The sequence below is a fragment of the Parahoeflea alexandrii genome, assembly GCF_024105735.1.
In the GTDB taxonomy this organism is placed as follows: Bacteria; Pseudomonadota; Alphaproteobacteria; order Rhizobiales; family Rhizobiaceae; genus Hoeflea; species Hoeflea alexandrii.
The window spans coordinates 565,798-592,523 of the sequence record NZ_JAAAML010000003.1; the positions used below are offsets into that span (position 1 = coordinate 565,798).

The following is a 26,726-nucleotide window of genomic DNA, read 5'->3' on the forward strand; positions in this document are numbered from 1 at the left end:
CGCAGATGTCGCAGCGGTTGGGTTTCCGGGCTGAATTGGCTCCGGTGCCTTCCGTGGCCGACCTGCACTCTCGCTGCGTGAACATCGGACAGGAAAGGTCTTGGGCATGGCTGCCGCGATATCAACGACCACCGCATTGCAGGCCAAGGGCATGCTCTGCGATCCCGGCTCTCACTTTGACGGCCGCTACGAGGTTGAGCGCAAGCACCGCGTCCATTCGCTTGAGCCGTTTCGATCTAAAATCCTGTCCATGGGAGCGGTTCCTTTCACTCTCGGCAACGTCGAAACCGACATCTTTCTCGATCAGCCCGATGGCCGGCTTGCGTCGAACGATCAGCAGCAGGTGGTGCGCCTGATGCAGCCCTCGGGCCGGGTCCTGTGGATCTGCAAGGGGCCTGGATCCGATCGTTGCGTGGCGATGGATCTCGATGGCTCGGAGAAAGCGCTGGAGATGCTCTCGGCGCTTGGCTTTGTCGAGACCGGGAGGCTGGTCAAGCAGCGCGATATCTATTTTGCCGGAGACTTTCACATTACGCTTGACCGGCTCGAAGGGCTCGGCTGCTTTGTCGAGATTGCCGTGATGACCGATGCTGCCGACAGCCTGTCTTACTGGGCAACCCGTATCGGGGAGTTCGCGGACGGGCTTGGTCTGGATGCCGCACAGGCAGAGGAAAGATCTTACCGCGCCATGATGACGGGGAAGGACGGGGTTGGGGATTTGCCGCAGACTTAGGCGGCTTCGCTGTCGCCCTGCGCCTTGAGCGCCCGTCGCAGCTGACCGAGCAGCGAATGCATCTGGGCGAATTGCTCCACTGACAACCCGAAGGCTTCGGCCACGCAGCCGGGTACGTGGCTTGCCTCCTGTTCCAGCGCGATGCCGGCCGGAGTAAGAAGCACACGCACCTTGCGTTCGTCGGCCGCATCGCGTTTGCGCGATACCAGCCCCTGGCTTTCCAGCCGCTTGATCAGCGGGGTGAGGGTGGAGGAGGCGAGGTCCAGCCGTTCGCCAAGCTGTCCGACGGTCTGTCTGTCCTGCTCCCACAGCACGATCATCACCAGGTATTGCGGATAGGTCAGCCCCAGCTTCGACAGAAGCGGCTGGTAGACCTGTCCGACCGCATGGTGGGTCGCGTAGATATCGAAACACAACATGGATTCCGGTCTCAGCCTGAATCCGTCCGGCAGTTTCACATCGACCATTCGGTTTCTCCCCTGTCCGGCAAACCTATTTCTCGCAGTCAGACGGCGCAATGACTTGCATCAAGCCCGATTCAATCATATATATCGTGTACGATTAAATCGTAAACAAAGGAAATTGACCATGGTTACGAAAGTTGTCTACAGCACATCGGCCACCGCAACCGGCGGCCGCGACGGACGCTCGAAAACCCACGACGGGGCAGTGGATGTCAATCTCGCCGTTCCCACTGAAATGGGCGGCCCTGGCGGCGGTGTGAACCCGGAACAGCTTTTTGCCACCGGCTACGCCGCCTGTTTCCTGGGCGCGCTGAAGTTCTACGCCGGCCAGCAAAAGGTGAAGGTGCCTGATGAGGCCACCGTGACGGTAACGGTTGGCATCGGCCCGCGCGAAGATCCCGGCTTCGGTCTCGACGTCAAGATCAAGGTCGATCTCCCGGGCATCGACAAGGACGTGGCCGAGGATCTGATCGCCGGCGGCCACAAGGTCTGCCCCTATTCGCACGCCACCTCCGGTACGCTCAGCATCACACCGGAACTTGCCTGAGACCTCCAGGCCTTGACCTTCCAGCGAACCACCGGGCCTTGCGGTCCGGTGGTCAGGCGTTAAGCGCCTTTTAGGCGCTTGCCACCACGCGCTCGAGAAACTCTTTTTCGCGTTCCGCGATGCGCGCTTCCTCGGCTTCAATGTAGTTTCGGGTGATCGGAGCCGTGGCCGCATTGAGCTCCGGATTGATCAGGATCTTCAACGGAGCCGTGGACGACGTGAAGCGGATCGCGGCTTCGGGGCCGGGTTCCTTGCCTCCGAATTCCCGGGTGACGCCCTTGGCGTCCTCCACCGTCAGGCGACCTTTCCCGATGGCCTTGTCGATAAATCCGTACAGCGAAAGCATGGCTTCTCCGTTCTGGCAGGCCAGGTTTCCACATGAACACACATCTCTCGGACCGCATGCGGCTAGGGAAGCAGGTCCGGCCTTTCAGGTAAAGGTCCCGGGTACAGCCGGGCTCCGCAGCTGATCGGATTGAGGGGCACTGACCGACCAGCCGAGCCGGAGTCAGCCGGCGAACTGGGCCCTGTTGTCTCCGCTCATGCGGACTTCGCCGCGCGCCAGCATCGCCAGCGCCATCGGGTAGATCCGGTGCTCGGCCTCAAGCACGCGGGCTGCAAGTGTATCGGGCGTGTCGCCGCGCTCCACCCGCACCGCTTCCTGCTCGATGATCGGGCCTTCGTCCATGCCTTCGGTGACGAAATGGACCGTGCAGCCATGCACCCTGCAGCCGGCGGCCAGAGCCCGCTCATGGGTGGCAAGGCCGGGAAAGGCCGGCAGCAGCGACGGGTGAATGTTGATCATCCGTCCAGCGTAGCGTTTGACAAAATCCCCGGACAACAGCCGCATGTAGCCCGCGAGCGCGATGATCCGCGCGCCTGACGCATCCAGTGCGGCAATGACCGCGGCCTCGTGATCCGCCTTGCTGGGATAATCGCTGCGCGGGATAGCCAGCGCCTCGATGCCGAACTCGCGGGCGTGTTCCAGCCCCTTGGCTTCGGGCTTGTCCGAGATCACCGAGACGATCTTGGCCGGAAACCCAGCATCCAGCGCGGCGGCGATCAGGGCTCCCATGTTCGAGCCCCGGCCGGAGATCATCACCGCGACCGACACTTTCGGCTGATCGGTCACAGCGACAGCGTTCCCTTGTAGACAACGCCGGGGCCGTTGTCGGCCCGCCGCGTCAGCCGTCCGAGCCGGATGACCGTCTCGCCCTCGGCTTCCAGCGCGGCAATAACGCGGTCCGCATCCGCTTCGGGCGTGACCGCGATCATGCCGACGCCGCAATTGAAGGTGCGCAGCATCTCCTCGGGCGCCACGCCGCCGGTCTTGGCAAGCCATGAAAACACGGCTGGAGACTTGATGGCGTCGAGGTCGATTTCCGCCGCAATCCCTTCGGGCAGCACGCGCGGCAGGTTTTCCGGGAATCCGCCGCCGGTAATGTGCGCCAGCGCCTGGATGGCGCCGGTCTGCCGGATCGCCGCAAGCAGTGGTTTGACATAGATCCGGGTCGGTTCGAGCAGCGCCGCACCAAGGCTGCGCGAGGCATCGAACGGGGCAGGGGCGTTGTAATCGAGCCCGCTGAGCTCGACGATCCGGCGCACCAGCGAGTAACCGTTGGAATGCACCCCGGAGGATGCAAGGCCCAGCACCACATCTCCTTCCGACAGCGTGCCCGAGGGCAGCAGCTGGCCGCGTTCGGCCGCTCCCACGGCAAACCCGGCGAGGTCATAGTCGCCATCGCGGTACATGCCGGGCATTTCCGCCGTTTCGCCGCCGATCAGCGCGCATCCGGCCTGCAGGCAGCCCTGTGCGATGCCCGCGACGATTGCCGCGCCCTGTTCCGGATCGAGCTTGCCGGTGGCGAAGTAGTCGAGAAAGAACAGCGGTTCCGCGCCCTGGACGACGAGGTCGTTGACGCACATGGCGACGAGATCGATGCCGACGGTATCGTGGATGCCGGCTTCGATCGCAACCTTCAGCTTGGTCCCTACGCCATCATTGGCGGCCACCAGCACGGGATCGGTAAAGCCTGCGGCCTTCAGGTCGAACAGGCCGCCAAAGCCGCCGATCTCGCCATCCGCACCCGGCCGCCGTGTTGCACGCACCAGCGGCTTGATGCGGTTGACCATCTCGTTGCCGGCATCGATATCAACGCCCGCCTGGGCGTAGGTGAGGCCGTTCTTAGGATCCGCCATCTTGGCTTCCCCTCCCTGGGTTTCAAAGGAGCATCATATGCCGGGGGGGGATGGCATTTTGCGGGCCATTCTGCAAGCCGGAGCTTGGTTGCAAAGCGAACAAACGTCGGGAAAAAGCTTTGCCCGCGTGCTATTGCGGTCGTGAACCATTTAAAAACCGCCGGCCAGTCTCCATATCGCCATCGTTCAGGATCGTTCGCTGCCCATGACGCTGCCCAATTTCATAACGATTGCCCGGTTCATAATGGTTCCGCTGATCATCCTTGCCATGATCAATGGCGAGATGCTTGCGGCATTCCTGCTGTTCATGCTTGCAGGCATTTCCGACGGTCTCGACGGTTTGATTGCCCGGCATTTCAACCAGCGCTCCGAACTGGGATCCTGGCTCGATCCGGTAGCCGACAAGTTCCTGCTGGTCAGCGTTTTTATCATGCTCGGCTGGCTCGGCGAGCTTCCAAGCTGGCTGGTGATCTTTGCCGTCTCGCGTGACGCTCTTATTGTCGGCGCGGTGGTGCTCTCGAGCCTTCTCGACAATCCGGTCGAAATGCGGCCGCTGCTGGTATCCAAAGCCAACACCATGGTTCAGATCGTTCTACTCATCCTGGTGCTGGCCGATCTCGCCGGCCTTGCTGAGCTCGACGGCATCGTCAGATGGATGATCTATGCGGTCGCGGGCTTGACCATCGCTTCAGCCAGCGCCTATCTCGTTACATGGCTCCGGCACATGGCCGGTGTGAATCAGCCGGACTGACCTTTGGCGGATTTTGGCGGCCGCGAACGGCCTGCAAGCGAGGTGATCATGACCACTCACATAGACCGTGCGGCGCTTCGCCGGCAGTTCTTCTTCTGGTTGCTGGCCTTTGCGGTCGTCGTCGCCTTCCTGATGGTGTTTCGTTCCATCCTGCTGCCCTTTATCGCCGGTATGGCGCTGGCCTATTTTCTCGATCCGGTGGCCGACTGGTTCGAACGCCGCGGGTTTTCCAGGCTGATGGCGACCTTCGCCATCCTGATCGCCTTCATAGCCCTGTTTGCCATCGCGCTGATCGTGCTGATTCCGATCCTGGTAACCCAGGCGGCCGATCTCGGCGGCAAGATTCCGGGCTACATCACCCAGTTGCAATCCCTGTTGACGTCGGAAACCACCCTGCTGCCGGGCTGGATCAGCAGTCAGCTCGATCAGATCAAGGACAGTTTTGCCGCGCTGCTGAAGGAAGGTGCCGGCCTGGTCGGCACAATCTTCCAGCAGATCTGGAACTCCGGCATGGCGCTGCTCGACATCGCAGCGCTGTTCGTGGTCACCCCGGTGGTCGCTTTCTACCTGCTGCTCGACTGGGACAACATGGTGGAGAAGGTTGATGGCTGGATCCCGCGCGATCATGTCGACACCGTTCGCGAACTAGCAAAGCAGGTTGATGCGACCATTGCCGGCTTTGTCCGCGGGCAGGGCAGCGTCTGTATCATCCTTGGTCTCATATATGCGGTCGGCCTGTCGCTGGTCGGGCTGAATTTCGGGCTTCTGATCGGGCTCTTTGCAGGTCTGATCAGCTTTATCCCCTATGTCGGCTCGATGGTCGGCCTGGTGCTGGCAGTCGTCGTGGCCATTGTCCAGTTCTGGCCCGATTTCATCATGATCGGTGCGGTGATCGCGGTTTTTGCGCTTGGCCAGTTTTTCGAGGGCAACATCCTGCAGCCGCGGCTGGTCGGCAAATCGGTGGGCCTGCATCCGGTCTGGCTGATGTTTGCGCTGTTTGCCTTTGGCGCCCTGTTCGGTTTCGTCGGCATGTTGATCGCGGTGCCCGCGGCAGCCTCTGTCGGCGTTCTGGTGCGCTTCGCCATTTCCCGTTACCTCGACAGCGATCTCTACCACGGAACCAGGCGACCGGCGCCGCTGACGGCCGGATCCGCCGACGACACCACGGGTGACTGATGGGCAAACCACCCGCAACCCGTCAGCTGCCGCTCGCTTTCGACCATGGCTCCGCTTCCGGGCGTGACGACCTGATCGTCTCCGACCGTTTGAACGCGGCGGTTGCGATTGTCGACCGCTGGCCCGACTGGCCGGCGCCGGTCGTCATCCTGGCTGGCCCTACCGGGTCGGGAAAATCTCATCTCGCGGGCATTTGGGCGGGCCTTGCCGGCGCAAGCCGGGTCAGCATCGACAAGCCCGATCCGATGGTTCTGGAGATCGCCACGCGCGCGCCGGTGCTCATTGAGGACATTGATCACACCCGGTTTGACGAAACCGCGCTGTTCCATCTGATCAATGCTGTCCGCGAAAATGGCAGCGCGCTGCTGATCACCAGTCGTGTCTGGCCCGCGGCCTGGCCGGTGTCATTGCCTGACCTCGCCTCCCGCCTGAAAGCGGCGACGGTGGTCGAAATTGCCGAGCCCGATGAAGAGCTGCTGGCCCAGGTCATGGTCAAGCTGTTCGCCGACCGGCAGGTCGTCGTCGATGACCGCATCATCCACTGGCTGGTGGCCCGCATGGAGCGCTCGCTCGCCGCGGCCCGCACCATCGTCGCCCGTCTTGATCAACTGGCGCTGGCCAGGGGGTCGAAGATCACCCGCGCGATGGCCGCGGAGGTTTTGGCGCAAATGGAGGCCGGAACGGACGACACGGAAGTGTCATAGTTCCTTCGTTCTTGTGCTATAGACGGTGACTTCCATAACCGGGGCGTTGGAGTGAATGATGGACGATTTCGAGGGGACAGTCGGGAGTGAACTGCGGATCGATCCGATCACGGCAGATATTTCTCCGGAAGATCTGAAGACCAGCCCGAAGCGCTTCATCAACCGCGAATTTTCCTGGTTGCAGTTCAACCGCCGGGTGCTTGAGGAGACGCTCAACGCCGCCCATCCGCTGCTTGAACGGGTCCGGTTCCTGTCGATTTCGGCGGCCAACCTCGACGAGTTCTTCATGGTGCGCGTCGCCGGCCTTGAAGGCCAGGTGCGCGAAGGCATTACCAACCGCTCTCCTGACGGGCTTTCGCCGAACGAGCAACTTGACCAGATCCTCGAGGAAATCGACGGCCTGCAGCTCGAACAGCAGGCGTCTCTCGCCATTCTGCAGCAGAACCTGGCGGCCGAGAACATCTACATCGTCCGTCCCTCCGTGCTGGTCGAAGGCGACTTGGCCTGGCTTGAGGACGAGTTCTTGCAGTCGATCTTCCCGGTGCTGACCCCGCTGTCGATCGATCCGGCCCATCCGTTTCCGTTTATTCCCAATCTTGGATTCTCGATCTGCCTGCAACTCGCCTCAAAGGCGGCAAACGAGCCAATGACGGCGTTGATCCGTCTGCCGATGGCGCTTGACCGCTTCCTGCGTCTGCCCGATCTTGACGGCGCCATCCGCTACATCACGCTCGAGGACGTTGTCTCTCTCTTCATCGGCTCGCTCTATCCGGGCTACGAGGTCCGCGGTTCGGGCACCTTCCGGATCATCCGCGATTCCGACATCGAGGTCGAGGAAGAGGCCGAGGATCTGGTTCGCCTGTTCGAGAGCGCGCTCAAGCGCCGCCGCCGCGGTTCGGTGATCCGTATCGAGTTCGATTCGGAACTGCCGCAGAGCCTGCGCGAATTCGTGGTTCACGAAACCAATGTGCCCGACAACCGCGTCGCGGTGCTGCCGGGCCTGCTGGCGCTCAACACCCTGTCTGAAGTCACCAAGGCACCGCGCGACGATCTCAAGTTCGAGCCTTACAATGCCCGCTTTCCCGAGCGCATTCGCGAACATGCCGGCGATACCTTCGCCGCTATCCGGGAAAAGGATCTGGTGGTTCACCACCCTTATGAATCCTTTGACGCGGTGGTCCAGTTCCTGTTCCAGGCCGCGCGCGACCCGGACGTTCTGGCCATCAAGCAGACGCTGTACCGGACGTCCAACGACAGCCCGATCGTCCGGGCGCTTGTGGATGCCGCAGAGGCCGGAAAGTCTGTCACGGCGCTCGTCGAGCTCAAGGCCCGCTTCGACGAGGAAGCCAATATCCGCTGGGCCCGCGACCTTGAACGCGCCGGTGTTCAGGTGGTCTTCGGTTTCATCGAACTGAAGACCCACGCCAAGATGTCGCTGATCGTCCGCCGCGAAGAGGGAAAGCTGGTGTCCTACTGCCATCTCGGCACCGGCAACTATCATCCGATCACCGCCAAGATTTACACCGACCTGTCCTATTTCACCTGCGATCCGGTGATCGCGCGCGACACCGCGCACGTGTTCAACTTCATCACCGGCTACGGCGAACCGGAAGGGCTCAGCCGGCTTGCAGTGTCGCCGCTCAACCTGCGCACCCGGATCCTCGAGAACATCGAGGCCGAGGTCAACCATGCCCGCGCCGGCCGGCCGGCGGCGGTCTGGATGAAGATGAACTCGCTGGTCGACCCGGAAATCATCGATGCGCTCTACGGCGCCAGTGCCGCCGGCGTCGAGATCGACCTGGTGGTGCGCGGTATCTGTTGCCTCAGGCCGCAGGTTCCCGGCCTATCCGAGCATATCCACGTCAAGTCAATCGTCGGCCGCTTTCTCGAACACAGCCGTATCTATTGTTTCGGCAACGGCCACGGTCTGCCCTCCGCCGAAGCGCTGGTCTATATCGGCTCGGCCGACCTGATGCCGCGCAATCTCGACCGCCGCGTTGAGACGCTTGTGCCGCTGGCCAACAAGACCGTGCATGAACAGGTGCTTTCGCAGATCATGCTGGGCAACATGATCGACAATCAGCAGAGTTACGAGATCTTGCCTGATGGCACCTCCCGCCGGATCGAGCCAGGCGTGGATGAGGAGCCGTTCAACGCACAGGTCTATTTCATGACCAATCCCAGCCTGTCGGGCAGGGGCGAGGCGCTGAAATCCAACGCGCCGAAACTGATCGCCGACCGTTTGGCCCGGGCTTCCCGCAGCAAGCGCTGACCGTCCATCGATTTGACCATGCCTGGCCGCGCGCACCGTCTTCTGTGCGTCCCGGCTCTCGCGAGGTCGGCTTCGGCCACGCGTTCCGCCGTCTCCTGGCGCGTCAAAAGTCGTATGAATTGTTGCTGGACAAGCCTGTGAGAAGTGGTGCTGCCGGGTTTCAGTTCCGGCTAATGCCATATATAAGGGCGCTGAATTGTTGACCTTGGTCTCGCTCCACTCAGCCGGAGCGCGTCGCCCTAACCGAAGAGCCCTTGGACATGGTGGAATCGGAAGCGCAAGGCCGGCTGCCGGGCATACATCCAGTTTCTGTCATTGATATAGGATCGAATTCGGTCCGCTTGGTGATCTACGAAGGTCTCAACCGGGCGCCATCCGTGCTGTTCAACGAGAAGGTTCTGTGCGGGCTAGGCAAGGGGCTCGTCGCCACCGGCAGGATGGACGAAAGCGGCATCGAGCGGGCTTTGGCCGCGCTCAGACGATTCCGCGCGCTCTCCGACCAGGCCCGCGCGTCGGAAATGCACGTGCTCGCCACCGCGGCGGCACGGGAAGCGGAAAACGGTGCTGCCTTCATCGATTCGGCGGAATCCATTCTTGGATGCCGGATCCGCGTCCTGACCGGTGAGGAGGAAGCCCGTTTCTCGGCTCTTGGCGTGATCGCCGGCTACTACAAGCCCGATGGCATCGCCGGCGACCTGGGCGGCGGCTCGCTCGAACTCGTTGATGTTAAAGGCAATGTTCACTCTGGCGGGCAGACCCTGCCACTGGGTGGCCTCCGGCTCGCCGAAATGTCCGGCAACTCGATTTCAAAGGCGCGGGCCATCGCCAAGCGGTCGCTGAAGCAATCGACTGTGCTGCCGGGCGGGGCGGGGCGGACCTTCTATGCCGTGGGTGGAACCTGGCGAAACATCGCCAAGCTGCACATGGAAATCACGGGTTACCCGCTGCACATGATGCAGGCCTATGAGATCGAGGCCAAGCCTGCGATCGAGTTTCTCGGCGAGGTGGCGGCGATGAAGCAGTCGCGGATCAGCGCCATCAAGGCGATTTCGAGAAATCGCCGAGGCCTTTTGCCCTATGGCGCCGTGGCGCTGCAGGAGACGCTGATCGCCATGAAGGCGTCACGGGTCAGTTTCTCCGCACTCGGTGTGCGCGAGGGTTATCTCTACTCCCTTCTCGGCGCTGCGGAGGCGGCACGAGATCCGCTGCTGACGGCAGCAGGCGAACTGGCAATTCTGCGCGCCCGTTCACCCGAGCACGCCCGCGAGCTTGCTGTCTGGACCGGCCGCATGTTCCCTGTCTTCGGTGTCGAGGAGAGCGAGGAGGATGCTCGCTACCGCCAGTCGGCCTGCCTGCTCGCCGACATTTCCTGGCGCGCGCATCCCGATTACCGCGGCCCGCAGGCGCTCAACATCATCGCCCACGGGACCTTCACCGGCATCAGCCATGCCGGCCGGGCCTATATCGCGCTGGCCAACTACTTCCGTTTCGAAGGTCTCAATGACGACGGCATGTCCTCGGAGCTTGCGGCGATCGCCGGGCCGAAATACCTCGAATACGCCAAGCTGCTGGGTGGCATGCTTCGGGTAGTCTATCTTTTTTCGGCTTCCATGCCGGGCATGGTGCCGCGCCTGGAATTCGTTGCCGCCGCGCCATCTGATGGTGACGTCGATATCGTGCTGAAGGTTCCGCGTGAAAGCGAGGCTCTCGTTGGTGAACGCCTGGATGGCCGTTTGCAGCAGCTTGCCAAGCTCACCGGCAAGCGTCTCGGTTTCCGGATCGGCTGACGGGCCCACAAGGTCTTGCAAGGTAAACCCCAGAACAGCAGACAAAGAAAAAGGCCGGGCGAAATTCGCACCGACCTTCCTGACTTGCCTCAACAAACCTGCCAGTACATCCGTGGTCAGGCTGGAGGCAAATTTCCTTGTTGATCAATATATGGGGTGGATCAGATCGATTGCAAGAGGGCACAGTGATTTTCCCGCCTGAACCGGAATAACTTTGCCATTCCGGTCAATCGTCGGGCTTGAAGTCCGAACTCACCGTGATCGCACTTGGACCGGTGGTAAAGGATATGTCCATCGGCGTATCGGTTTTCGAGGTCCAGCTATCGGTCTTGTAGGAATAGGTTGCTTTCAGATACACCGTGTAATCAACGCCGAACTGGATCATGACGTCTCCGCTGAGCATCAGCGTGAAGGTCTTGCGGACGTCACCGATCTTGAATTCCTCGTTGATCACATCCTCGCTGAAGATGGTCCAGTCCTGCTGCTTCCCGGACGTGTTGTAGACAAACAGTGTGTATTTTCGTGCCATTGTCGGGTCCTCCGAGGCGCCGGCCCGCGTGGCGACGGGCCGGCTTTTGCCGGAGCGGGGCTGGCTCCGGCGGGCGATTCACGGGGTCAGCACTTGCCGAACGACTTGGTGATGATCACCTTGCCAAGCACGCTGATGGTGACCGTGACGCCGGTCGGAAACGGGCCGGTGAAGCAGATGCTCAGGCAGGCTTCGGCGGCCGTGCCATTCGGGATGAAAGACGGGATCGGCAGGCAGACCGTGTTGCCGAGCACCGGCAGCTTCAGGCAGACCTTGCCGTTGTCGACAGTCACCTGGATGCATTCCGCGGCAATGTTCATGTGACCGTCATCGTTCGGATCGATCCTGCCGCCTTCCTGGTAGGTGCCGATCTCCGCATAGTAGCTGCGCGCAGCCTCGATCGCGGCGGCAACCCTGTCTTCGCTGAATTCGTGATACTTGGCCATTTTCTTCTCCCTGGATGGTGTGATTGAAGAACCCGGCCGTCCCTCGCAGATGCTGGGCAGGCCGGTATTTTGCCTAACGAGTGCAATTCATGGCAGCAGTTTGAAGGTAATGCAACTAATAATTGATTTACCAAGTTGCAAAACGTAATGGTTGTGTTTTCTAAGGGGGCTGTAATCTTGTAACTGCCAGGTGTCGCACAGCCGGGTTGACCTGGGCATCATGCCGCGCTGTGGTGTTGCGTAGGTCGGGCGGCCGTGCGACGCCTTTGCTGACCACCAGTTGAGTTGGAACCGATGCGGTTGATCAGACGGGAGACGTGAGTTTGAGCGCAAACAGTCGATTGAAGAGCCTTCGAAAACTTCTTGCCCATGCCCGAGAGATTCTCCAACTGGATATCGGGTTCAGGCTCTGGGATGGCTCCACGGTGCCCGATGACCTCGATCCGGCCGCCTTCGCCATCCGTTTTGCCGACGAGGGCGTGATGGCGTCGCTGCTGCGTTCACCCAATCCCGAAACCCTGCTCAATCTCTGGGTATCCAGCCGGGTCGACCTGGAGAACGGCGACATGTTCGACCTGGTGGCGCGACGGCCGAAGGTTCGCACCCGCGAGATCCGCAAGCAGCTCAGCAAGTTCCAGGTGTTCAACACGGCGCGCAAATTCCTGTTCGTCGACAGGGGCGGACCATGGCCGCTCAGCGATCAACCCGACGAAAAGCCATCAGATGGCAATGCCGAAGAGAACCAGAAGAACATCGCCTATCACTACGATGTCTCCAACGCGTTCTATGAACTCTTCCTCGATGACCAGATGGTTTACACCTGCGGCTATTTCACCGATTGGAACAATGACATCCACCAGATGCAGACAGACAAGCTGGAGATGATCTGCCGCAAGCTGCGCCTCAAGGCCGGTGAGAAAATGCTCGACATCGGCTTCGGCTGGGGCTCGCTGGCGCTTTATGCGGCGAAGAATTACGGTGTGCATGTGACCGGTGTGACCCTGTCCGAACGCCAGTTGGAGTATGCCACTCAAAAGGCTGAAAAGCTCGGACTGTCCGACCGTGTGAACTTCATTCTGCTTGATTATGCCAAGGTCGAAGGAGAATTCGACAAGATATCCTCGATCGGCATGCATGAAGCCATCGGCATCGACAATTACCCGACCTATTACTCAACCATACACCGGGTGCTCAAACCCGGCGGCATCTACCTGCACCACGCCATCACCCGGCCCGCCAAGAAGGACGCCAGAACCTTCCGGAAGAAGAACAAGGAATTCAAGCTTCTCACCAAGTACATCTTCCCCGGTGGTGAACTCGACCATATCGGCAACACCGTCACCATGCTCGAGCAGCATGGCCTCGAGGTTCATGATGTCGAGAACTGGCGGGAGCACTATCAGCGCACCTGCCGGCTGTGGCATGACCGGTTGCTGGCCAACTACCAGGCAGCCGTCGCCGAAGTGGGCGAAGTCAAGACCAGGCTGTGGCTTGTTTATCTCGGCGGCTGTTCGATCGCATTCGAGCGCAACACCGTCAGGATCTACCAGACCGTGACCACCAGGTCCGCGCGGGGATCCGCCGGCCTGCCGCCAACCCGGGCAGACCTCTATCGCCAAACCGACTGACGCGCCGTGGTCTTGATCAAACGCACGAAGCACGCTTTAGCACTTAAAGCTGCTGCATGATCTTCCACCTTGGATAGTTTCCGATTTAGGGAATTACGCAGCAGGACGAGCAGCTAGAGCTCGACAGCCTCGACCTTCTTGTTGGCAAACCGCAAGGCCAGCTCGCCGCGGATCAGCTTGAGCGCCCGCTCGCCGAACAGTTCGCGGCGCCAGCCCTGGAGCGCGGGAACGTCGGCGGCATCGCCATCGACGGCGATGGCTTCCAGATCATCCGAATTGGCGATGATCTTGGCGGCGACGTTTTCCTTTTCCACGGTCAGCTTCAACAAGACCCGTAACAGCTCGATCGAGGCCTGCGCGCCTTCTGGCGCCTGTTTCTGGCGGGGCAGGCGCGGCATCGCGTCCTTCGGCGTCTCGAGCGCCTCGTTGACGATCTCGACCAGCGTGGCGCCCTGTTGCGAGCGTTCCCAGCCGCGCGGGATGGTCCTGAGCCGCGACAGCGCTTCCGCATCCTTCGGCTGCTGCTGGGCGATCTCGTACAGCGCATCGTCCTTGATCACCCGGCCGCGCGGCACGTTGCGGGATTTCGCCTCGCGTTCGCGCCAGGCCGCCACATGCTGCAGCACGCAGAGTTCGACCGGTTTCTTGACCCGCATCTTCAGGCGCTTCCAGGCGTCTTCGGGTTCAATCTCGTAGGTCGAGCGCGATTCGAGCACGGCCATTTCGTCGGCAACCCAGTCACCGCGGTCTGCTGCTTCGAGGCGCGAGACCAGTTCGAGATAGACGTCGCGCAGATGTGTGACATCGGCCAGCGCATAATCGAGCTGCTTGTCGCTCAGCGGCCGGCGGCTCCAGTCGGTGAACCGCGAGGACTTGTCGATAGGCGCGCCGGTGATCCGCGAGACAAGCTGGTCATAGGAGATCGATTCGCCAAATCCGCACACCATCGCCGCCACCTGCGTGTCGAAGAGAGGGTGTGGAACCAGATCACCGAGCTTGACCACGATTTCGATGTCCTGGCGGGCGGCGTGGAACACCTTGATCACCGAGGCGTCCGCCATCAGCTCAAAAAACGGTTTGAGATCAATGCCTTTGGCCAGCGGGTCGACAATCCCTTCATCCTCGGGACCGGCCATCTGGATCAGGCACAGTTCGGGCCAGTAAGTGGTCTCTCGCAGGAACTCGGTGTCGACGGTGACAAAGTCGTGTTTGGCGAGGCGGGTGCAAAAGGCGGCAAGCGCCTCGGTCGTTGTAATCATGTCCATGTCTGGCATTTAGCGGGAATTTTCCGGTTTGTCTTGTGCCGGATCGCCATTTTGGATGGCATCCTTGTCACCTGGCTCGCTGTTGGCCGACTGGGTCGCCATCCGCGCGAACACCGGTGAGGTGCGCAACAGCGAGGCGAAGCGTCCGCGGTCCGGCTCGTCGGGCTCACCACGGACGATCCGGACGATTGTGTAGGCCACGAATGCGCCATGCATGGCACAGACATAGGTGAAGAAGGCGACCGCGCCGAACCAGTCGACCAGAACCGCCGAAAGCAGCGGACCGATGGAGGCGCCAATCGCCCAGAAGAACATCAGGCCCGAGGCAATCTGCACATACTCGCCGGCCTCGGCCTTGTCGTTGGCATGCGCCGCCGACAATGAGTAAAGCGGCAGCGTGAAGGCACCCCACAGGAAGATGCCGACGAGATTGAGCGCCAGGTTGCTGCCTGCGAACCAGACCATCGCCAGTCCGGTAAGGGTGGAGCCGGCCGTGGCCATCAGCAGCACCGACCGCCGGCTGATATTGTCGGAGAGATAGCCCAGCGGATATTGCAGCACGACACCGCCGATGATGCCCGCACTCATGAACGAGGCGATGTCGGAGACACCAAACCCTAGGCCTTCGGCGTAGAGCGGGCCGACGGAGCGGAACGAGGCGGTCGTCAGGCCCACGGTGATGGCGCCGGCGCAAGCCAGCGGCGAGACCGCGAACAGACGCTTCGGGTTGAACGAGAACGGCGCCGGCGGGGCAGGGTTGGATCGGTCGGCGAGCGAGACCGGCACGATCGACAGGATGATCAGCATGGTCATCACCGCGAAGATCTCAAAACCGCCAATGCCGAAAACCGGCAACATGTACTGCGACAGTGTCACCGCGCCGAGATCGACAAAACGGTAGATTGCAAGTGTCCTCGCCCGGTTGTTGTTGGTCACCTGCGCGTTGATCCAACTTTCGACATTGGCAAACAGCGAGGCAAAGCAGATCCCGGTGACAAGCCGCATCAGGAACCAGAAGAAGGGATCGATGACCATGACCATGGCGAGCGAGGCACAGGCAGCGACCGCGGACATGGCTGCAAAGGCCCGGATGTGCCCGGTGCTTCTGAGCAGCCACGGTGTCACCCAGCAGCCGACGATGAAGCCGAAATAGTATCCTGCGCCGGATAGCCCGATGACCGTGGCGGAAAATCCTTCCGCCGAACCGCGCAGGGTGACCAGCGTGCCCTGCAGACCATTGCCTGCCAGCAGCACACCGGCTGTAAAAAGAAGCGGGAAAAGCGGGCGAAGCGAATGCATTGCGGTCCGGACGAGAGATTGGCCTTCGCGAATCCTTACATGGAATTGTCCGGGCCGTCGCCCTGAAATCCCGCCACTCACAGCGCCGTTCACGCCCTTTCGGCTTGACAAACCGGATGCGCCATGCGCTTTTCCGCGCGATTTCGACCGCGCGCCGAAACGGGGATGGATCGCGTCTTCACTCCCGCCGATCCGCCGTTGTCAGCGCGACGCCCCAGCCTTGAGGATATCACAATGCATCGCTACCGTTCCCACACCTGCGCCGCGCTTCGCAAGAGCGACACCGGGGCCAATGTCCGGCTTTCGGGCTGGGTGCACCGCGTGCGCGACCATGGCGGCGTACTGTTCATCGACCTGCGCGACCATTATGGCCTGACCCAGGTCGTTGCCGACCCGGATTCGCCCGCTTTCAAGATCGCCGAGACTGTTCGCGGCGAATGGGTGATCCGCGTTGACGGTGTTGTCAAGGAACGCATGGCCGACACCATCAACCCCAATCTCGGCACCGGCGAGATCGAGGTCTTCGCCCAGGAGATCGAGGTCCTGTCCTCGGCCAAGGAACTGCCGCTGCCGGTCTTCGGCGAGCCGGACTATCCGGAAGACGTCCGCCTCAAGTACCGCTTCCTCGATCTGCGCCGCGAGACGCTGCACAAGAACATCGTCACCCGCACCAAGGTGATCGCCGACATGCGCAAGCGCATGACCGAGATCGGCTTCGCAGAATACGCGACCCCGATCCTGACCGCCTCGTCGCCTGAAGGCGCGCGTGACTTCCTGGTGCCGAGCCGCATCCATCCCGGCCAGTTCTACGCCCTGCCGCAGGCGCCGCAGCAGTACAAGCAGCTGCTGATGGTCGCGGGCTTCGACCGCTATTTCCAGATCGCGCCCTGCTTCCGCGATGAAGACCCGCGCGCCGACCGTCTGCCGGGCGAATTCTACCAGCTCGACCTTGAAATGAGCTTCGTCACCCAGGAGGATGTCTGGGACACGATGGAGCCGGTGATGCGCGGCGTGTTCGAGGAATTCGCCGAAGGCAAGCCCGTCACCCAGGAGTTCCGCCGCATTCCCTATGACGAGGCGATGCGCACCTACGGCACCGACAAGCCCGACCTGAGAAACCCGATCGAGATGCAGGCCGTCACCGAGCATTTCGCAGGCTCCGGCTTCAAGGTCTTTGCCGGCATGATCGCCAACAACCCGAAGGTCGAGGTCTGGGCAATTCCGGCCAAGACCGGTGGCTCCCGCGCCTTCTGCGACCGGATGAACTCCTGGGCGCAGGGCCAGGGGCAACCGGGTCTCGGATACATCTTCTGGCGCAAGGAAGGCGACAACCTTGAAGGCGCGGGTCCGATCGCCAAGAACATCGGACCGGAGCGCACCGAGGCGATCCGTGTGCAGATGGGGCTCGAGGATGGCGATGCCTGCTTTTTCGCTGCCGGTGACCCCGCCAAGTTCGCCAAGTTTGCCGGCGACGCCCGCACACGCGCCGGCGAGGAACTGAACCTTGTCGACCAGGACCGCTTCGATCTCTGCTGGATCGTCGATTTCCCGTTCTACGAATGGGACGAGGACAACAAGAAGGTCGAGTTCGCCCACAACCCGTTCTCGATGCCGCAGGGCGGCATGGAAGCGCTCGAGACCCAGGATCCGCTGACGCTGAAGGCCTACCAGTACGATCTGGTCTGCAACGGCTTCGAGATCGCGTCGGGCTCGATCCGGAACCAGTCGCCCGAACTCATGGTCAAGGCCTTCGAGAAGGTGGGGCTCACCAAGGCCGACGTCGAGGAGCGCTTCGGCGGTCTCTACCGCGCCTTCCAGTACGGCGCACCGCCGCATGGCGGCATGGCAGCCGGTGTCGACCGGGTGATCATGCTGATCGTCGGCGCCAAGAACCTGCGCGAAGTGGCCCTGTTCCCGATGAACCAGCAGGCCCAGGATCTGTTGATGGGCGCACCGAGCCCGGCTTCGCCAGCCCAGATGCGCGAACTGTCGCTGCGCGCGCTGCCGCCGAAGGCCGACTAGGCCGCAAGCAGACTCAAATCATAAAGAAGCCCGGGCAAACATCTGTTTCCCGGGCTTTTTCTTTGCGGCAATGTCTTGCCGGCATGTGGTGATCAGTCCTTGTCGTCTTGGGATTCCGCGGCCAGATCGAGCAGGTCTTCCTTGGCTGCGGATTTCGCAGTCTTGGTCTTTGTTGCAGGTTTTTGCGGTTTGGCTGTGGCGTTTTCCGCTGGCTTTTCAGCCGGCGGCTCTGCCCTGAAACGGATCATCTGTTGGTCCAGTGCTGGTGTGAGGCGGGCGAATCCGCACGCAAGGCCCGGAGCCAAATCGCTCCCGGTCCGGCGCGACACTGCGCCCGCCGAAGCTAACAAGCAACCTGATAATCCGCCGATGCTACTGCTTACAGCAGACTTCCACCGGCTTGTTGGCGATGATCTGCACATTGAGCAGATCAACCAGCGACTTCGGATCGCCCATGCCCGCACCCATGATCACCGGGACCGCCACCGGCGATGCCGGCATCGCCGTGATGGTGATGTCCTGCGGGTTGTCGAGATAGACGCTCGCGGCGGCGGCAATCTGTTTCTGCAGTTCGGGAATACCGATACGGCCGAGCATAAGCGGCAGCATACCCTTGAGCGCCATCCGCATCTGGTCGCCGGAAACACCTTGCTGCTTGCCTGCAAAGGCCAGCGCCCGTTCGGTCACCGAGGCATCCTCGAAGCGCACCGAGGCGGAATTGAAGTTCAACTGCTGCAGCATGCCGAGCATGGCAAACCCCAGCGCCTGCTGGGCTGCCTGCGGATCCGGATTGGCCGCTGCGGCCGCCTGCGCCTGCTGCATCGCGTTGATGAACTCGACAGTGTAGCCTGAGATCTCCATCGACATGCTCAGGCGTCCCACATCGTCGAGGTTCAGGGAGTATTCCTGCATGTTGACCGTGCCGGCGGTCGCATCCCACGCGGCGGAGAGATTGATATCACCGGTCAGGGTCTCGTAGCCCAGCTGTTGAATGGCATCCCTGGCCTTGGGATCATCGATGGAACTGAGGTCGATCTTCAGATCGGATCCGTTCATCCGCATGTCGACCTTCGAGCCATCATCCTGACGCTCGACCTGCATGTCGACTCCGGCCATCGAAAACACACGGACATCGTCTGTCTCGACGCTGATCTCGCCGGTTGAAAACCCTTCATAAAAAAGCATTCCTGCAAGCGAACCCGTCTCGCCGTTGCCCGGCACGCTCAGCCCGGTCATCTCGATACCTTCCACCGTGACCGTGGTCGGTCCCTCGTTGACCTCGACATCTTCGAACAGGGCTTCGCTGACGAAATAGCCGCCGTCGTCCTCTTCCTCGACACCCTTGAAGGTAATGTCGCCGGCTGCGATGGGGGCTTGTCCGGGCACCTCAATGCGAACTGATCTAAGCACAACCGTGCTGCCGTCGGGCTCGACCGCGGAAAAGCTCAACCGGTTGCCGCTCTGGCTGGAGAGGGCTGCAAGCTTGGTGGCGAAGTCATCGGCATCCAGGGCCAGTGCGGGCAGGGCAGGCAACGACAGGCCGGCCGCGAGCAGGGAGGCGGAAAACAGACGCTTGGGTGAGTATTGGACAGTCATCGGAGTTTCCTTCTGCTTTCGATGCGGCCTGGCCGGCCGTTGGGTCAGTGGTGCCGTGTTTTAATAAACTAGGTACCTGTCGCTGCATCGTCCACAGCTTTGTGGTGCGGATGAGGCCGCAAGGCGGTCCTATGTGCTCTGCTCCATCGCCGCCATCCGGCTTGCCAGGAACTGGCGTTCGCTTTCGTTGCCGCTGAGCTCGATGGCGCGCCGGTAGCTTTGCCGGGCGGCCTCGAACTGACCCGTCCGGCGCAGCAGATCCGCCCTGGCGGCATGAAACGGCTGATAACCGCCGAGCGCGGCTTCGACGGCGCCAAGAGCCTCCAGCGCCTGGTCCGCGCCATGCGCATAGGACAGTGCCGCGGCGCGGTTGAGCAGGTAGACCGGATTGTCCGAACGTGCGTGCATGGCCTCGTACAGAAGCACGATCTGGTGCCAGTCCGTGTCCGCGTGGCTCGTTGCCTCGGCATGCAGGGCACTGATGGCCGCTTGCAGCTGAAACAGGCCTGCGCGTCGGCGGGCGAGCGCCCGCTCAAGTGTCCGGCTGCCCTCGTCGATTTCGCTACTGCTCCAAAGGCTCCGATCCTGTTGATCGAGCGGGATCATCCTGCCGTGATCGTCAATCCGAGCCTGGGCACGTGAGTGGTTGAGCAGCATCAGCGCCAGCAATCCCTCGCATTCCGCGTCGCCGGGGGCCAGTTCCAGCATCAGCCGTCCCAGCCGGATCGCCTCGAGGCACAGGTCATGACGCAGCAGGTCCGGGCCTGCGGTCGCCGAATAGCCTTCGTTGAAGATCAGGTAGATCACCGAGAGCACCGAGTTGAGCCGTTCCGCCCAGTGATCCGGCTCGGGAATTGCAAAGGGAATGCCGGCCTTGGTGATCTTGTGACGCGCCCGCACCAGCCGCTGCGCCATCGCCTCCGTCGCATACAGAAAGGCCCGGGCGATCTCCCGGGTTGTCAGCCCGCACAGCGTTCTCAGGGTCAAGGCGACACGGGTCTTGCTGTCCAGCGCCGGATGGCAGCAGGTGAAGATCAGGCGCAGGCGTTCATCGGGTATCTCCGGCGGTTCCTCGCGGCTCAAGGCTTGCTGGTCAAGCTCGATCAGCAGACCGTACTCCTCCGCCTTGCGGTCGAAATTGCGTGCCCGCCGGAACCGGTCGATGGCTTTTCGGCGCGCCGCTTGCAGCACCCACCCTGCGCGAGAGTCCGGCAGCCCGTTGCGGGACCAGTGCAACAACGCCGATTCCAGCGCCTCCTGCAGACAGTCTTCCGCCATCTGGAAATCGCGGACATCGCGCAACAGTGCGCCCAGCAGACGGCCTGTCTCTGCGCGCGCAAGTGCCTCTATGGCCTTGCGCGCGCGGTCCTCCAGCTCGGGGACGTCGGATGCCATCCGGGCTATTCGATTTCCATGATCGGCCGGACTTCCACCGATCCGTGCTCGGCTGTCGGGATCATCGCGGCATAGCGGATCGCCTCGTCAAGATTGGCGCAGTCCAGCAGGTAGAACCCGCCAAGCTGTTCCTTGGTTTCGGCAAATGGTCCGTCCATTGTATCCGTCTTGCCGTTGCGAATCCGCACAGTCGTTGCAGTCGACGTGTCCTGCAGGGCTTCGCCCGCCAGCATGACGCCGTCACGCTGGTAGGTTTCGGTAGCCGCGCGGTATCCGTCCATGTAGGGGCCGAATTCCGGTGTGCCGTAATCCGGTCCGGCTCCGGGTGCCGCGTAGATCAGTGCAAGATATTTCATGGTCTGCTTCCTTTTCCTCGGTGGTTGAGGCCACAGCGGTATCCGCCGGGGCCGGAGTTTACGTCAAGGGGACGAACGGGCGGAGCCCGTTTCGACATCGGGCGTGAAAAAATTATGTGTCCCACTGGGCGAGGACGATGTTCACCATCGAAATCAGCATGGAGAGCCATGTCAGGGAACCACCGGCGATGCGGGCGGCGGTCACCGGCCTGTCGTCGAACAGGCCAAGCGGGTGAAGGATCCGGCCGGCAAGAAGCGCAAGGCCAGCCGCATGGGTCCACAAGGGCGCCGATGCCGAGGCTTCGGCAAGAGCCATCAACAGAAGTGCGATTGGAACGTTCTCGGCAAAATTGCCATGCCGCCGTATCCGCTCGGCAAGGGCCATGTTGCCCCCATCGAGAATGGAGATGGCGGTCTTTCCCCGCAGAACGCTGACATGGGCGGAAAGTCCCATCATCATCAGCGCCAGCGGCACGGAGTACAGTCCGGTCAGGTGCATCATCGGTGTTTTCCTTTGTCTCGGGTCGATAGTGATGTGCTTTCGATCGATCGCACTGTCATGTCGACGAACGGGCTTTCTCGAAATCGACAGACTGGCGGAAGTTTCCTCTTGATGCCGCCGATGCCGGCGCCTCTTGCCCCGAATCAGGGCTTCCTCTAATCCAGCCCCATGGGAAAAAGCTTGATACCGCCCGGCGGCGGCGATGACATTCAGGGCATCGACCTGAAAAAGGCGCTCGAGGAGCGCTATCTGGCCTATGCGCTGTCGACGATCATGCACCGTGCGCTGCCCGATGTGCGCGATGGCATGAAGCCGGTGCACCGGCGCATCGTCTACGCGATGAGCGAGATGGGCCTGCGCTCGGCCGGGTCGTTCAAGAAATGCGCCAAGATCGTCGGTGAGGTGATGGGTAACTTCCATCCCCATGGCGACCAGTCGATCTATGACGCGCTGGTGCGGCTGGCCCAGGATTTTGCCGTTCGCTACCCGCTCGCCAACGGCCAGGGCAATTTCGGCAACATCGACGGCGATAGTGCCGCCGCGATGCGCTACACCGAATCGAAGATGACCGCGGTCGCTGAACTGCTGATCGAGGGCATCGGCGAGGACGCGGTGGATTTCCGCACCACCTATGACGAGGAAAACAGCGAGCCGGTTGTTCTCCCCGGCGCGTTCCCCAACCTGCTCGCCAATGGCGCCACCGGTATCGCCGTCGGCATGGCGACCTCGATTCCGCCGCACAATGCCGCCGAACTCTGCGATGCGGCACTCGCCCTGATCCGCAAGCCCGAGGCCACGGTCGAGGACCTGCTGCAATATGTCGAAGGTCCGGACTTCCCCACCGGCGGCGTCGTTATCGACAGCCGCGAATCCATCCTCGAATCCTACCGCACTGGCCGAGGCGGCTTCCGGGTTCGCGCCAAGTGGGAAGTCGAGGAGACCGGTCGGGGCGGCTACCAGATCGTTGTCACCGAGATGCCCTACCAGGTGCAGAAGTCGCGGCTGATCGAGAAGATCGCCGAACTGCTGATCGCCCGCCGCCTGCCGCTGCTCGATGACGTCCGCGATGAATCCGCCGAAGACGTGCGCCTGGTGCTGGTCCCAAAGAGCCGTGCGGTCGATCCCAACCTGCTGATGGAATCGCTGTTCCGCCTCTCGGATCTCGAAAACCGCATCCCGCTCAACCTCAATGTCCTGTCGATGGGCAAGGTGCCCAAGGTGATGAACCTGGCCGAGGTGCTGTCCGAATGGCTGGCGCACCGCCGTGAGGTGCTGCAGCGCCGCTCCCGCCATCGCCTGGCGGCCATCGAACGGCGTCTGGAGCTCCTGTCGGGCTTCCTGATCGCCTATCTCAATCTCGATGAGGTGATCCGCATCATCCGTGAAGAGGATGAGCCCAAGCTCGAACTGATGAAGACCTTCGAGCTGACCGATGTTCAGGCCGAAGCCATCCTCAACATGCGGCTGCGGTCGTTGCGCAAGCTCGAAGAGCTTGAAATCCGCAAGGAATTTGATGGCCTGACCAACGAGAAGGCCGAGATCGAGGCCTTGCTCGCCTCCGACGCCAAGCAGTGGCAGACGGTGGCGTGGGAAATCGGCAATGTCCGCAAGACCTTCTCCAAGGAAACCGAACTCGGTGCGCGCCGCACCAAATTCGCCGAGGCGCCGGTGGCCGATCTCGCGGCCATCGAGCAGGCGATGATCGAGAAAGAACCGATCACCGTTGTGATCTCCGAGAAGGGCTGGATCCGGGCGATGAAGGGCCACATGGCCGATTATGCCGGCTTGCAGTTCAAGGACGGCGATCAACTGAAACTCGCCTTCCACGCCAACACCACCGACAAGCTGGTCATAGTCACCACCGGCGGCAAGGCCTACACGCTCGGCGCCGACAAGCTGCCGGGTGGACGCGGGCATGGCGAGCCGCTCAGGATCATCGTCGACATGGACAATGACCAGGCGGTGCTGACCGCCTTTGTGCATGATCCGGCGCGCAAGCTGCTTATTGCCTCGACCGTCGGCAACGGCTTCATCGTGGCTGAAAGCGACATGGTCGCCAACACCCGCAAGGGCAAGCAGATCATGAATGTCAGCCTGCCGGTGGAAACCCGGCTGTGCGTGCCTGTTACCGGCGATCACGTCGCCATCATCGGCGAGAACCGCAAGATGCTGATCTTCCCGCTCGAGCAATTGCCCGAAATGAGCCGTGGCAAGGGCGTTCGACTGCAGCGCTACAAGGATGGCGGCGTGTCCGATATCCGCTGCTTCGTCATGGAGGACGGGCTCACCTGGGAAGACAGCGCCGGACGGATGCACAACCGCAAGAAGGAAGAACTCACCGAGTGGATTGCCGACCGCGCACAGGCAGGCCGCCTGGTGCCCAAGGGCTTCCCGCGGTCCGGCAAGTTCAGCTGACCAGCCCGGTATCCCGTTCCATCCCGATCCGTCCAAAGCCCGGCAACTTGAGCGCCGGGCGCATCACGTCCAGGCCGAAGACCAGTCCGGCAAGTCTCAGTTCGAGGCCGTAGAGCGTGCCTATGGCAAACCCGGCATATCCACCGAGAGAGACTTCGAGATTGCGCCAGTCCGGCGTCAGCGTGACGAAATCACCGAAAGGGCGGAAGTCGCGGCCGACCGCTTCCGGCGGCAGTGCAAGCTCAAGCTCGGGAACCTGCCTGAGCACATGGGCGACAAAGGAATTGGAATTCGGCCCCGGCCAGATCCGGTAATCGCCAAAACCGGCAAACGGATAGGCCTCGACCGCAGCCTCGATCTGCGGGATCAGCCGGGCGGCTTGCCCGCCGTGAAGCGCCAGCAGCACGTCCGGAGTGTTGGAGTACCAGCGGCCGTCGGCGGGATAGGAATTGGTGCGGATCGGGCTGCCCCAGCCGACCTTGTCATAGCGGGTGTAGCGCACCGCATCCCTGTCCTTGGTCACGATCCAGCTGTGAACGGCGAGCGCGCCTTTTAATCCGCCGGTCCGCGCCGCCATCACATAGACCGCCGCTTCCCGGTCCGTGGAGGCCTCGGGCAGCAGCCCGGAAGACGACCAGTCCGCGGTTCGCCAGGAGCCCGGTTGCGAGCCCGCGGCACGAACGCCGAGCGAGGCCAGCGCCGGGGCGACGAAGCACAGCACGACAACAAGGATGATTTTCTTGATCTTCGACACGGGCCGATCCAGACGGTTTGAATGCGCGCAGTTGATCACTGCCTTAAGACCAGATTAGGGCGCTTTCAAAACTTTGACAGGGTCAGAGGCCCGCGTGGTGTTGGCATCCGCTTCAGAGCGGATGCCGCGGCGCCAGGCTGCGAACCGCGCGACGGTGCGCGGAAAGTTGCCACAGGGAATGCGCAACAAGCGCCGTGACGATGATAGCCCCGCCGATCAGGCCGAGCCGGGTAGGGGCCTCCGAAAAGATCAGCCACATCCAGACCGGCGCCAGGATGGTTTCGAGCAGGTAGAACATCGCCACTTCCGGCCCGGAGATGTATTTCGGTCCCGTCGCCAGGCACCAGAAGGCGATCGGGATGACGATAAGCCCGTTGAGCGCCAGCCATCCCGGATGCGGCAGGACAATGCCGCCGGGGCCGCCAATGATCACAAGACCGACCAGGCAGGGCACGATCGCCGCGATCAGCGGGGCAAAGCCCATGCCGGTGCGGGCCTTCCGGCTGATCGTGATGATCAGCGACAACAACAGCGAGGTGAACAGCGCCAGCCCGTTGCCGATCATGTTGCCGGCCTGCAACCCGTCGGAGACGATCAGGGCGACGCCGACGATCATCGCGGCCATTGCCACGAAGGTCTGTGGCTTGGGCCTTTCGCCGATCAGCAGCCAGCCCATGAGGGCGGCAAACATCGGGTTGAAGGCAAGGATGAACACCAGGTTGGCCGTTGTCGTGTGAAACACGGCCAGCATGAAGCTGATGGCTGCAATGCCATAAAGCCCGGTCACGAGAAGCCCGGTACGCCCCGGAATGATCGGGTCACGGTTGGAGGTAAACAGCCGCAATCCGGCCCACATCACCAGCGCCGCGAAAAAGGTCATCCCGCCGCGTGTGGCCACAACCGACCAGGCTTCGCCCTCCGACAGCTTGATCAGCGGGATGTCGATGGTCAGCGCCAGCCCCCCGAATGCCGTGATCAGCAATCCCTTGCGATGCTCGGCCGCCTGCTGGATGTGGTCGGACATGGTTGGCGGCCTTGCTGGAGGAACCGGACGGCAGTCTGGTTCTGGCTTCGGTTCGGATCGGGTTTGTGTGGGACTGGTTCAGGCGGGAAACAGGAGGACGAAGAGGTCAGGGTGCATAGCGCTGCCAACCCTGAGCCATCAGGTGTTCCTGCGGCTGAAAACGGGTCTTGTATTCCATTTTGCGCGAACCCTTGACCCAGTAGCCCATGTAGACATGCGGAAGGCCGAGCATCCGGGCGCGCTCGATGTGATCGAGGATCATGTAGGTGCCGAGCGAGCGTGCCGTCACGTCCGGATTGTAGAACGAATAGACCATCGACAGACCGTCGCTCATCCGGTCCGTCAGCGCCACTGCCAGCAATTCGCCCGCCGGATGCTCCTGCAGTCCGTCGCCCTCGGTGCGCACCCGGTATTCGATGATGCGGCTGTCGACGTGAGAATCCTCGACCATCATCGCGTAGTCGCCGATGCTCATGTCGGCCATGCCGCCGCTCTGGTGACGGCTGTCGAGATAACGGCGAAACAGCTTGAACTGCTCGCTCGAGGGTTCCGCGTGATACTCGGCGGCAATCAGATCCGCATTGACGGAGATGTTGCGGCGCATCGAGCGGGTCGGCTTGAACTCGCTGGCGAGAATGCGCACCGAGACGCAGGCCCTGCAGGTCTCGCAGGCCGGCCTGTAGGCAATGTTCTGCGACCGGCGGAAGCCGCCCTGGGTCAGAAGATCATTCAATTCCGAGGCCTTTTCGCCCACCAGATGGGTAAAAACCTTCCGTTCGCTCTGGCCCTCGAGATAGGGGCAGTCCGACGGAGCGGTCAGAAAGAACTGCGGGGAATTGATGGGTTGGTTCATCATGTTTGG

26 protein-coding genes are annotated in these 26,726 nt (G+C 61.9%); 10 read left to right on the plus strand and 16 right to left on the minus strand.

Annotated elements, in window-relative coordinates:
* Window positions 1–106 precede the first annotated feature (106 nt).
* The gene (locus GTW23_RS17625) at window positions 107–733 is read left to right on the plus strand and encodes a class IV adenylate cyclase (protein ID WP_252916741.1); all 627 of its coding nucleotides are present in this window, start codon (window positions 107–109) and stop codon (window positions 731–733) included.
* On the opposite strand, the gene GTW23_RS17630 is transcribed toward GTW23_RS17625, so the two are convergent.
* Window positions 730–1,200 (minus strand): MarR family winged helix-turn-helix transcriptional regulator, encoded by a 471-nt coding sequence (locus tag GTW23_RS17630; RefSeq protein WP_252916742.1) that lies wholly within the window; start codon window positions 1,198–1,200, stop codon window positions 730–732. The two genes, GTW23_RS17625 and GTW23_RS17630, sit on opposite strands and share 4 nt — an antisense overlap.
* A gap of 121 nt (window positions 1,201–1,321) precedes the next feature.
* On the opposite strand from GTW23_RS17630, the gene GTW23_RS17635 reads away from it, so the two are divergent.
* Entirely contained in the window at window positions 1,322–1,744 is a 423-nt protein-coding gene (locus GTW23_RS17635; protein WP_152009243.1) for an organic hydroperoxide resistance protein, read from the plus strand.
* Window positions 1,745–1,814: 70 nt separating this feature from the next.
* Here the strand turns inward: GTW23_RS17635 and GTW23_RS17640 are convergent, their stop codons facing one another.
* From GTW23_RS17640 to purM, 3 genes are all read right to left on the minus strand, one after another.
* Window positions 1,815–2,090 carry a hypothetical protein gene (locus tag GTW23_RS17640; RefSeq protein ID WP_252916743.1) on the minus strand — a complete coding sequence of 92 codons (276 nt, stop codon included), beginning with the start codon at window positions 2,088–2,090 and terminating at the stop codon, window positions 1,815–1,817.
* Window positions 2,091–2,252: 162 nt separating this feature from the next.
* The gene (gene purN / locus GTW23_RS17645; protein WP_290129038.1) at window positions 2,253–2,843 is read right to left on the minus strand and encodes a phosphoribosylglycinamide formyltransferase; all 591 of its coding nucleotides are present in this window, start codon (window positions 2,841–2,843) and stop codon (window positions 2,253–2,255) included.
* 29 nt (window positions 2,844–2,872) lie between these two features.
* The gene (gene purM, locus GTW23_RS17650; RefSeq protein ID WP_252916744.1) at window positions 2,873–3,943 is read right to left on the minus strand and encodes a phosphoribosylformylglycinamidine cyclo-ligase; all 1,071 of its coding nucleotides are present in this window, start codon (window positions 3,941–3,943) and stop codon (window positions 2,873–2,875) included.
* Window positions 3,944–4,148: 205 nt separating this feature from the next.
* On the opposite strand from purM, the gene GTW23_RS17655 reads away from it, so the two are divergent.
* From GTW23_RS17655 to GTW23_RS17675, 5 genes are all read left to right on the plus strand, one after another.
* Entirely contained in the window at window positions 4,149–4,694 is a 546-nt protein-coding gene (locus GTW23_RS17655; protein WP_252916745.1) for a CDP-alcohol phosphatidyltransferase family protein, read from the plus strand.
* Window positions 4,695–4,742: 48 nt separating this feature from the next.
* Window positions 4,743–5,870, plus strand: a complete 1,128-nt coding sequence (locus GTW23_RS17660; protein ID WP_252916746.1) for an AI-2E family transporter — start codon at window positions 4,743–4,745, stop codon at window positions 5,868–5,870.
* The gene (gene hdaA / locus GTW23_RS17665) at window positions 5,870–6,574 is read left to right on the plus strand and encodes a DnaA regulatory inactivator HdaA (protein WP_152009238.1); all 705 of its coding nucleotides are present in this window, start codon (window positions 5,870–5,872) and stop codon (window positions 6,572–6,574) included. Before GTW23_RS17660 ends, hdaA begins: the two co-directional genes overlap by 1 nt.
* A gap of 58 nt (window positions 6,575–6,632) precedes the next feature.
* Entirely contained in the window at window positions 6,633–8,846 is a 2,214-nt protein-coding gene (locus GTW23_RS17670) for an RNA degradosome polyphosphate kinase (RefSeq protein WP_382264421.1), read from the plus strand.
* 260 nt (window positions 8,847–9,106) lie between these two features.
* Window positions 9,107–10,633: a Ppx/GppA family phosphatase gene (locus tag GTW23_RS17675; RefSeq protein WP_152009236.1), complete on the plus strand. Its 1,527-nt coding sequence runs from the start codon at window positions 9,107–9,109 to the stop codon at window positions 10,631–10,633.
* A gap of 226 nt (window positions 10,634–10,859) precedes the next feature.
* Here GTW23_RS17675 and GTW23_RS17680 read toward each other — a convergent pair whose 3' ends face one another.
* Window positions 10,860–11,162: a hypothetical protein gene (locus tag GTW23_RS17680; RefSeq protein ID WP_152009235.1), complete on the minus strand. Its 303-nt coding sequence runs from the start codon at window positions 11,160–11,162 to the stop codon at window positions 10,860–10,862.
* An 86-nt stretch (window positions 11,163–11,248) separates the two neighbouring features.
* Complete coding sequence (locus tag GTW23_RS17685; protein WP_152009234.1) at window positions 11,249–11,608, minus strand: hypothetical protein; 360 nt, start codon at window positions 11,606–11,608, stop codon at window positions 11,249–11,251.
* 323 nt (window positions 11,609–11,931) lie between these two features.
* Here GTW23_RS17685 and GTW23_RS17690 point away from each other — a divergent pair, with 323 nt between their 5' ends.
* Window positions 11,932–13,236, plus strand: coding sequence for an SAM-dependent methyltransferase (locus GTW23_RS17690; RefSeq protein ID WP_252916748.1), 1,305 nt, complete (start codon window positions 11,932–11,934; stop codon window positions 13,234–13,236).
* Window positions 13,237–13,349: 113 nt separating this feature from the next.
* On the opposite strand, the gene rnd is transcribed toward GTW23_RS17690, so the two are convergent.
* Both rnd and GTW23_RS17700 read right to left on the minus strand, forming a co-directional pair.
* Window positions 13,350–14,495: a ribonuclease D gene (gene rnd / locus GTW23_RS17695; protein WP_252916749.1), complete on the minus strand. Its 1,146-nt coding sequence runs from the start codon at window positions 14,493–14,495 to the stop codon at window positions 13,350–13,352.
* Window positions 14,496–14,510: 15 nt separating this feature from the next.
* Entirely contained in the window at window positions 14,511–15,800 is a 1,290-nt protein-coding gene (locus GTW23_RS17700; RefSeq protein ID WP_152009231.1) for an MFS transporter, read from the minus strand.
* A 234-nt stretch (window positions 15,801–16,034) separates the two neighbouring features.
* On the opposite strand from GTW23_RS17700, the gene aspS reads away from it, so the two are divergent.
* Window positions 16,035–17,822: an aspartate--tRNA ligase gene (aspS, locus tag GTW23_RS17705; RefSeq protein ID WP_252916750.1), complete on the plus strand. Its 1,788-nt coding sequence runs from the start codon at window positions 16,035–16,037 to the stop codon at window positions 17,820–17,822.
* Between the two features lie 92 nt (window positions 17,823–17,914).
* On the opposite strand, the gene GTW23_RS17710 is transcribed toward aspS, so the two are convergent.
* From GTW23_RS17710 to GTW23_RS17730, 5 genes are all read right to left on the minus strand, one after another.
* Complete coding sequence (locus GTW23_RS17710) at window positions 17,915–18,070, minus strand: hypothetical protein (protein WP_252916751.1); 156 nt, start codon at window positions 18,068–18,070, stop codon at window positions 17,915–17,917.
* A 124-nt stretch (window positions 18,071–18,194) separates the two neighbouring features.
* Window positions 18,195–19,418, minus strand: coding sequence for a hypothetical protein (locus tag GTW23_RS17715; protein WP_252916752.1), 1,224 nt, complete (start codon window positions 19,416–19,418; stop codon window positions 18,195–18,197).
* A gap of 129 nt (window positions 19,419–19,547) precedes the next feature.
* Complete coding sequence (locus GTW23_RS17720; RefSeq protein WP_252916753.1) at window positions 19,548–20,813, minus strand: RNA polymerase sigma factor; 1,266 nt, start codon at window positions 20,811–20,813, stop codon at window positions 19,548–19,550.
* A 5-nt stretch (window positions 20,814–20,818) separates the two neighbouring features.
* Complete coding sequence (locus GTW23_RS17725) at window positions 20,819–21,169, minus strand: YciI family protein (protein WP_152009227.1); 351 nt, start codon at window positions 21,167–21,169, stop codon at window positions 20,819–20,821.
* 112 nt (window positions 21,170–21,281) lie between these two features.
* Window positions 21,282–21,671: an MAPEG family protein gene (locus GTW23_RS17730; protein ID WP_252916754.1), complete on the minus strand. Its 390-nt coding sequence runs from the start codon at window positions 21,669–21,671 to the stop codon at window positions 21,282–21,284.
* Between the two features lie 168 nt (window positions 21,672–21,839).
* Here GTW23_RS17730 and parC point away from each other — a divergent pair, with 168 nt between their 5' ends.
* A complete protein-coding gene (parC, locus tag GTW23_RS17735; protein WP_152009225.1) occupies window positions 21,840–24,086 on the plus strand; it encodes a DNA topoisomerase IV subunit A in 2,247 nt (748 codons plus the stop codon).
* On the opposite strand, the gene GTW23_RS17740 is transcribed toward parC, so the two are convergent.
* The 3 genes from GTW23_RS17740 to GTW23_RS17750 form a co-directional block, all read right to left on the minus strand.
* The gene (locus tag GTW23_RS17740) at window positions 24,079–24,840 is read right to left on the minus strand and encodes a DUF3750 domain-containing protein (RefSeq protein ID WP_252916755.1); all 762 of its coding nucleotides are present in this window, start codon (window positions 24,838–24,840) and stop codon (window positions 24,079–24,081) included. The two genes, parC and GTW23_RS17740, sit on opposite strands and share 8 nt — an antisense overlap.
* A 112-nt stretch (window positions 24,841–24,952) precedes the next feature.
* Window positions 24,953–25,864 carry a DMT family transporter gene (locus tag GTW23_RS17745; protein WP_152009223.1) on the minus strand — a complete coding sequence of 304 codons (912 nt, stop codon included), beginning with the start codon at window positions 25,862–25,864 and terminating at the stop codon, window positions 24,953–24,955.
* Window positions 25,865–25,970: 106 nt separating this feature from the next.
* On the minus strand, window positions 25,971–26,720 hold the full coding sequence (locus tag GTW23_RS17750) for an arginyltransferase (protein WP_252916756.1): 750 nt from the start codon (window positions 26,718–26,720) through the stop codon (window positions 25,971–25,973).
* Between the last annotated feature and the right edge of the window lie 6 nt (window positions 26,721–26,726).

Bases quoted from the DNA above. Each gene is read 5' to 3' on its own strand.
- GTW23_RS17725 (WP_152009227.1), bottom strand. From the start codon at position 21,169: ATGAAATATCTTGCACTGATCTACGCGGCACCCGGAGCCGGACCGGAT.
- parC (WP_152009225.1), top strand. From the start codon at position 21,840: ATGGGAAAAAGCTTGATACCGCCCGGCGGCGGCGATGACATTCAGGGC.
- GTW23_RS17660 (WP_252916746.1), top strand. From the start codon at position 4,743: ATGACCACTCACATAGACCGTGCGGCGCTTCGCCGGCAGTTCTTCTTC.
- GTW23_RS17635 (WP_152009243.1), top strand. From the start codon at position 1,322: ATGGTTACGAAAGTTGTCTACAGCACATCGGCCACCGCAACCGGCGGC.
- GTW23_RS17685 (WP_152009234.1), bottom strand. From the start codon at position 11,608: ATGGCCAAGTATCACGAATTCAGCGAAGACAGGGTTGCCGCCGCGATC.
- GTW23_RS17625 (WP_252916741.1), top strand. From the start codon at position 107: ATGGCTGCCGCGATATCAACGACCACCGCATTGCAGGCCAAGGGCATG.
- hdaA (WP_152009238.1), top strand. From the start codon at position 5,870: ATGGGCAAACCACCCGCAACCCGTCAGCTGCCGCTCGCTTTCGACCAT.
- GTW23_RS17745 (WP_152009223.1), bottom strand. From the start codon at position 25,864: ATGTCCGACCACATCCAGCAGGCGGCCGAGCATCGCAAGGGATTGCTG.
- GTW23_RS17710 (WP_252916751.1), bottom strand. From the start codon at position 18,070: ATGATCCGTTTCAGGGCAGAGCCGCCGGCTGAAAAGCCAGCGGAAAAC.
- GTW23_RS17750 (WP_252916756.1), bottom strand. From the start codon at position 26,720: ATGATGAACCAACCCATCAATTCCCCGCAGTTCTTTCTGACCGCTCCG.
- GTW23_RS17670 (WP_382264421.1), top strand. From the start codon at position 6,633: ATGGACGATTTCGAGGGGACAGTCGGGAGTGAACTGCGGATCGATCCG.
- GTW23_RS17655 (WP_252916745.1), top strand. From the start codon at position 4,149: ATGACGCTGCCCAATTTCATAACGATTGCCCGGTTCATAATGGTTCCG.
- GTW23_RS17715 (WP_252916752.1), bottom strand. From the start codon at position 19,418: ATGACTGTCCAATACTCACCCAAGCGTCTGTTTTCCGCCTCCCTGCTC.
- GTW23_RS17630 (WP_252916742.1), bottom strand. From the start codon at position 1,200: ATGGTCGATGTGAAACTGCCGGACGGATTCAGGCTGAGACCGGAATCC.
- aspS (WP_252916750.1), top strand. From the start codon at position 16,035: ATGCATCGCTACCGTTCCCACACCTGCGCCGCGCTTCGCAAGAGCGAC.
- GTW23_RS17680 (WP_152009235.1), bottom strand. From the start codon at position 11,162: ATGGCACGAAAATACACACTGTTTGTCTACAACACGTCCGGGAAGCAG.
- GTW23_RS17675 (WP_152009236.1), top strand. From the start codon at position 9,107: ATGGTGGAATCGGAAGCGCAAGGCCGGCTGCCGGGCATACATCCAGTT.
- purN (WP_290129038.1), bottom strand. From the start codon at position 2,843: ATGATCTCCGGCCGGGGCTCGAACATGGGAGCCCTGATCGCCGCCGCG.
- GTW23_RS17730 (WP_252916754.1), bottom strand. From the start codon at position 21,671: ATGATGCACCTGACCGGACTGTACTCCGTGCCGCTGGCGCTGATGATG.
- purM (WP_252916744.1), bottom strand. From the start codon at position 3,943: ATGGCGGATCCTAAGAACGGCCTCACCTACGCCCAGGCGGGCGTTGAT.
- GTW23_RS17700 (WP_152009231.1), bottom strand. From the start codon at position 15,800: ATGCATTCGCTTCGCCCGCTTTTCCCGCTTCTTTTTACAGCCGGTGTG.
- rnd (WP_252916749.1), bottom strand. From the start codon at position 14,495: ATGATTACAACGACCGAGGCGCTTGCCGCCTTTTGCACCCGCCTCGCC.
- GTW23_RS17640 (WP_252916743.1), bottom strand. From the start codon at position 2,090: ATGCTTTCGCTGTACGGATTTATCGACAAGGCCATCGGGAAAGGTCGC.
- GTW23_RS17720 (WP_252916753.1), bottom strand. From the start codon at position 20,813: ATGGCATCCGACGTCCCCGAGCTGGAGGACCGCGCGCGCAAGGCCATA.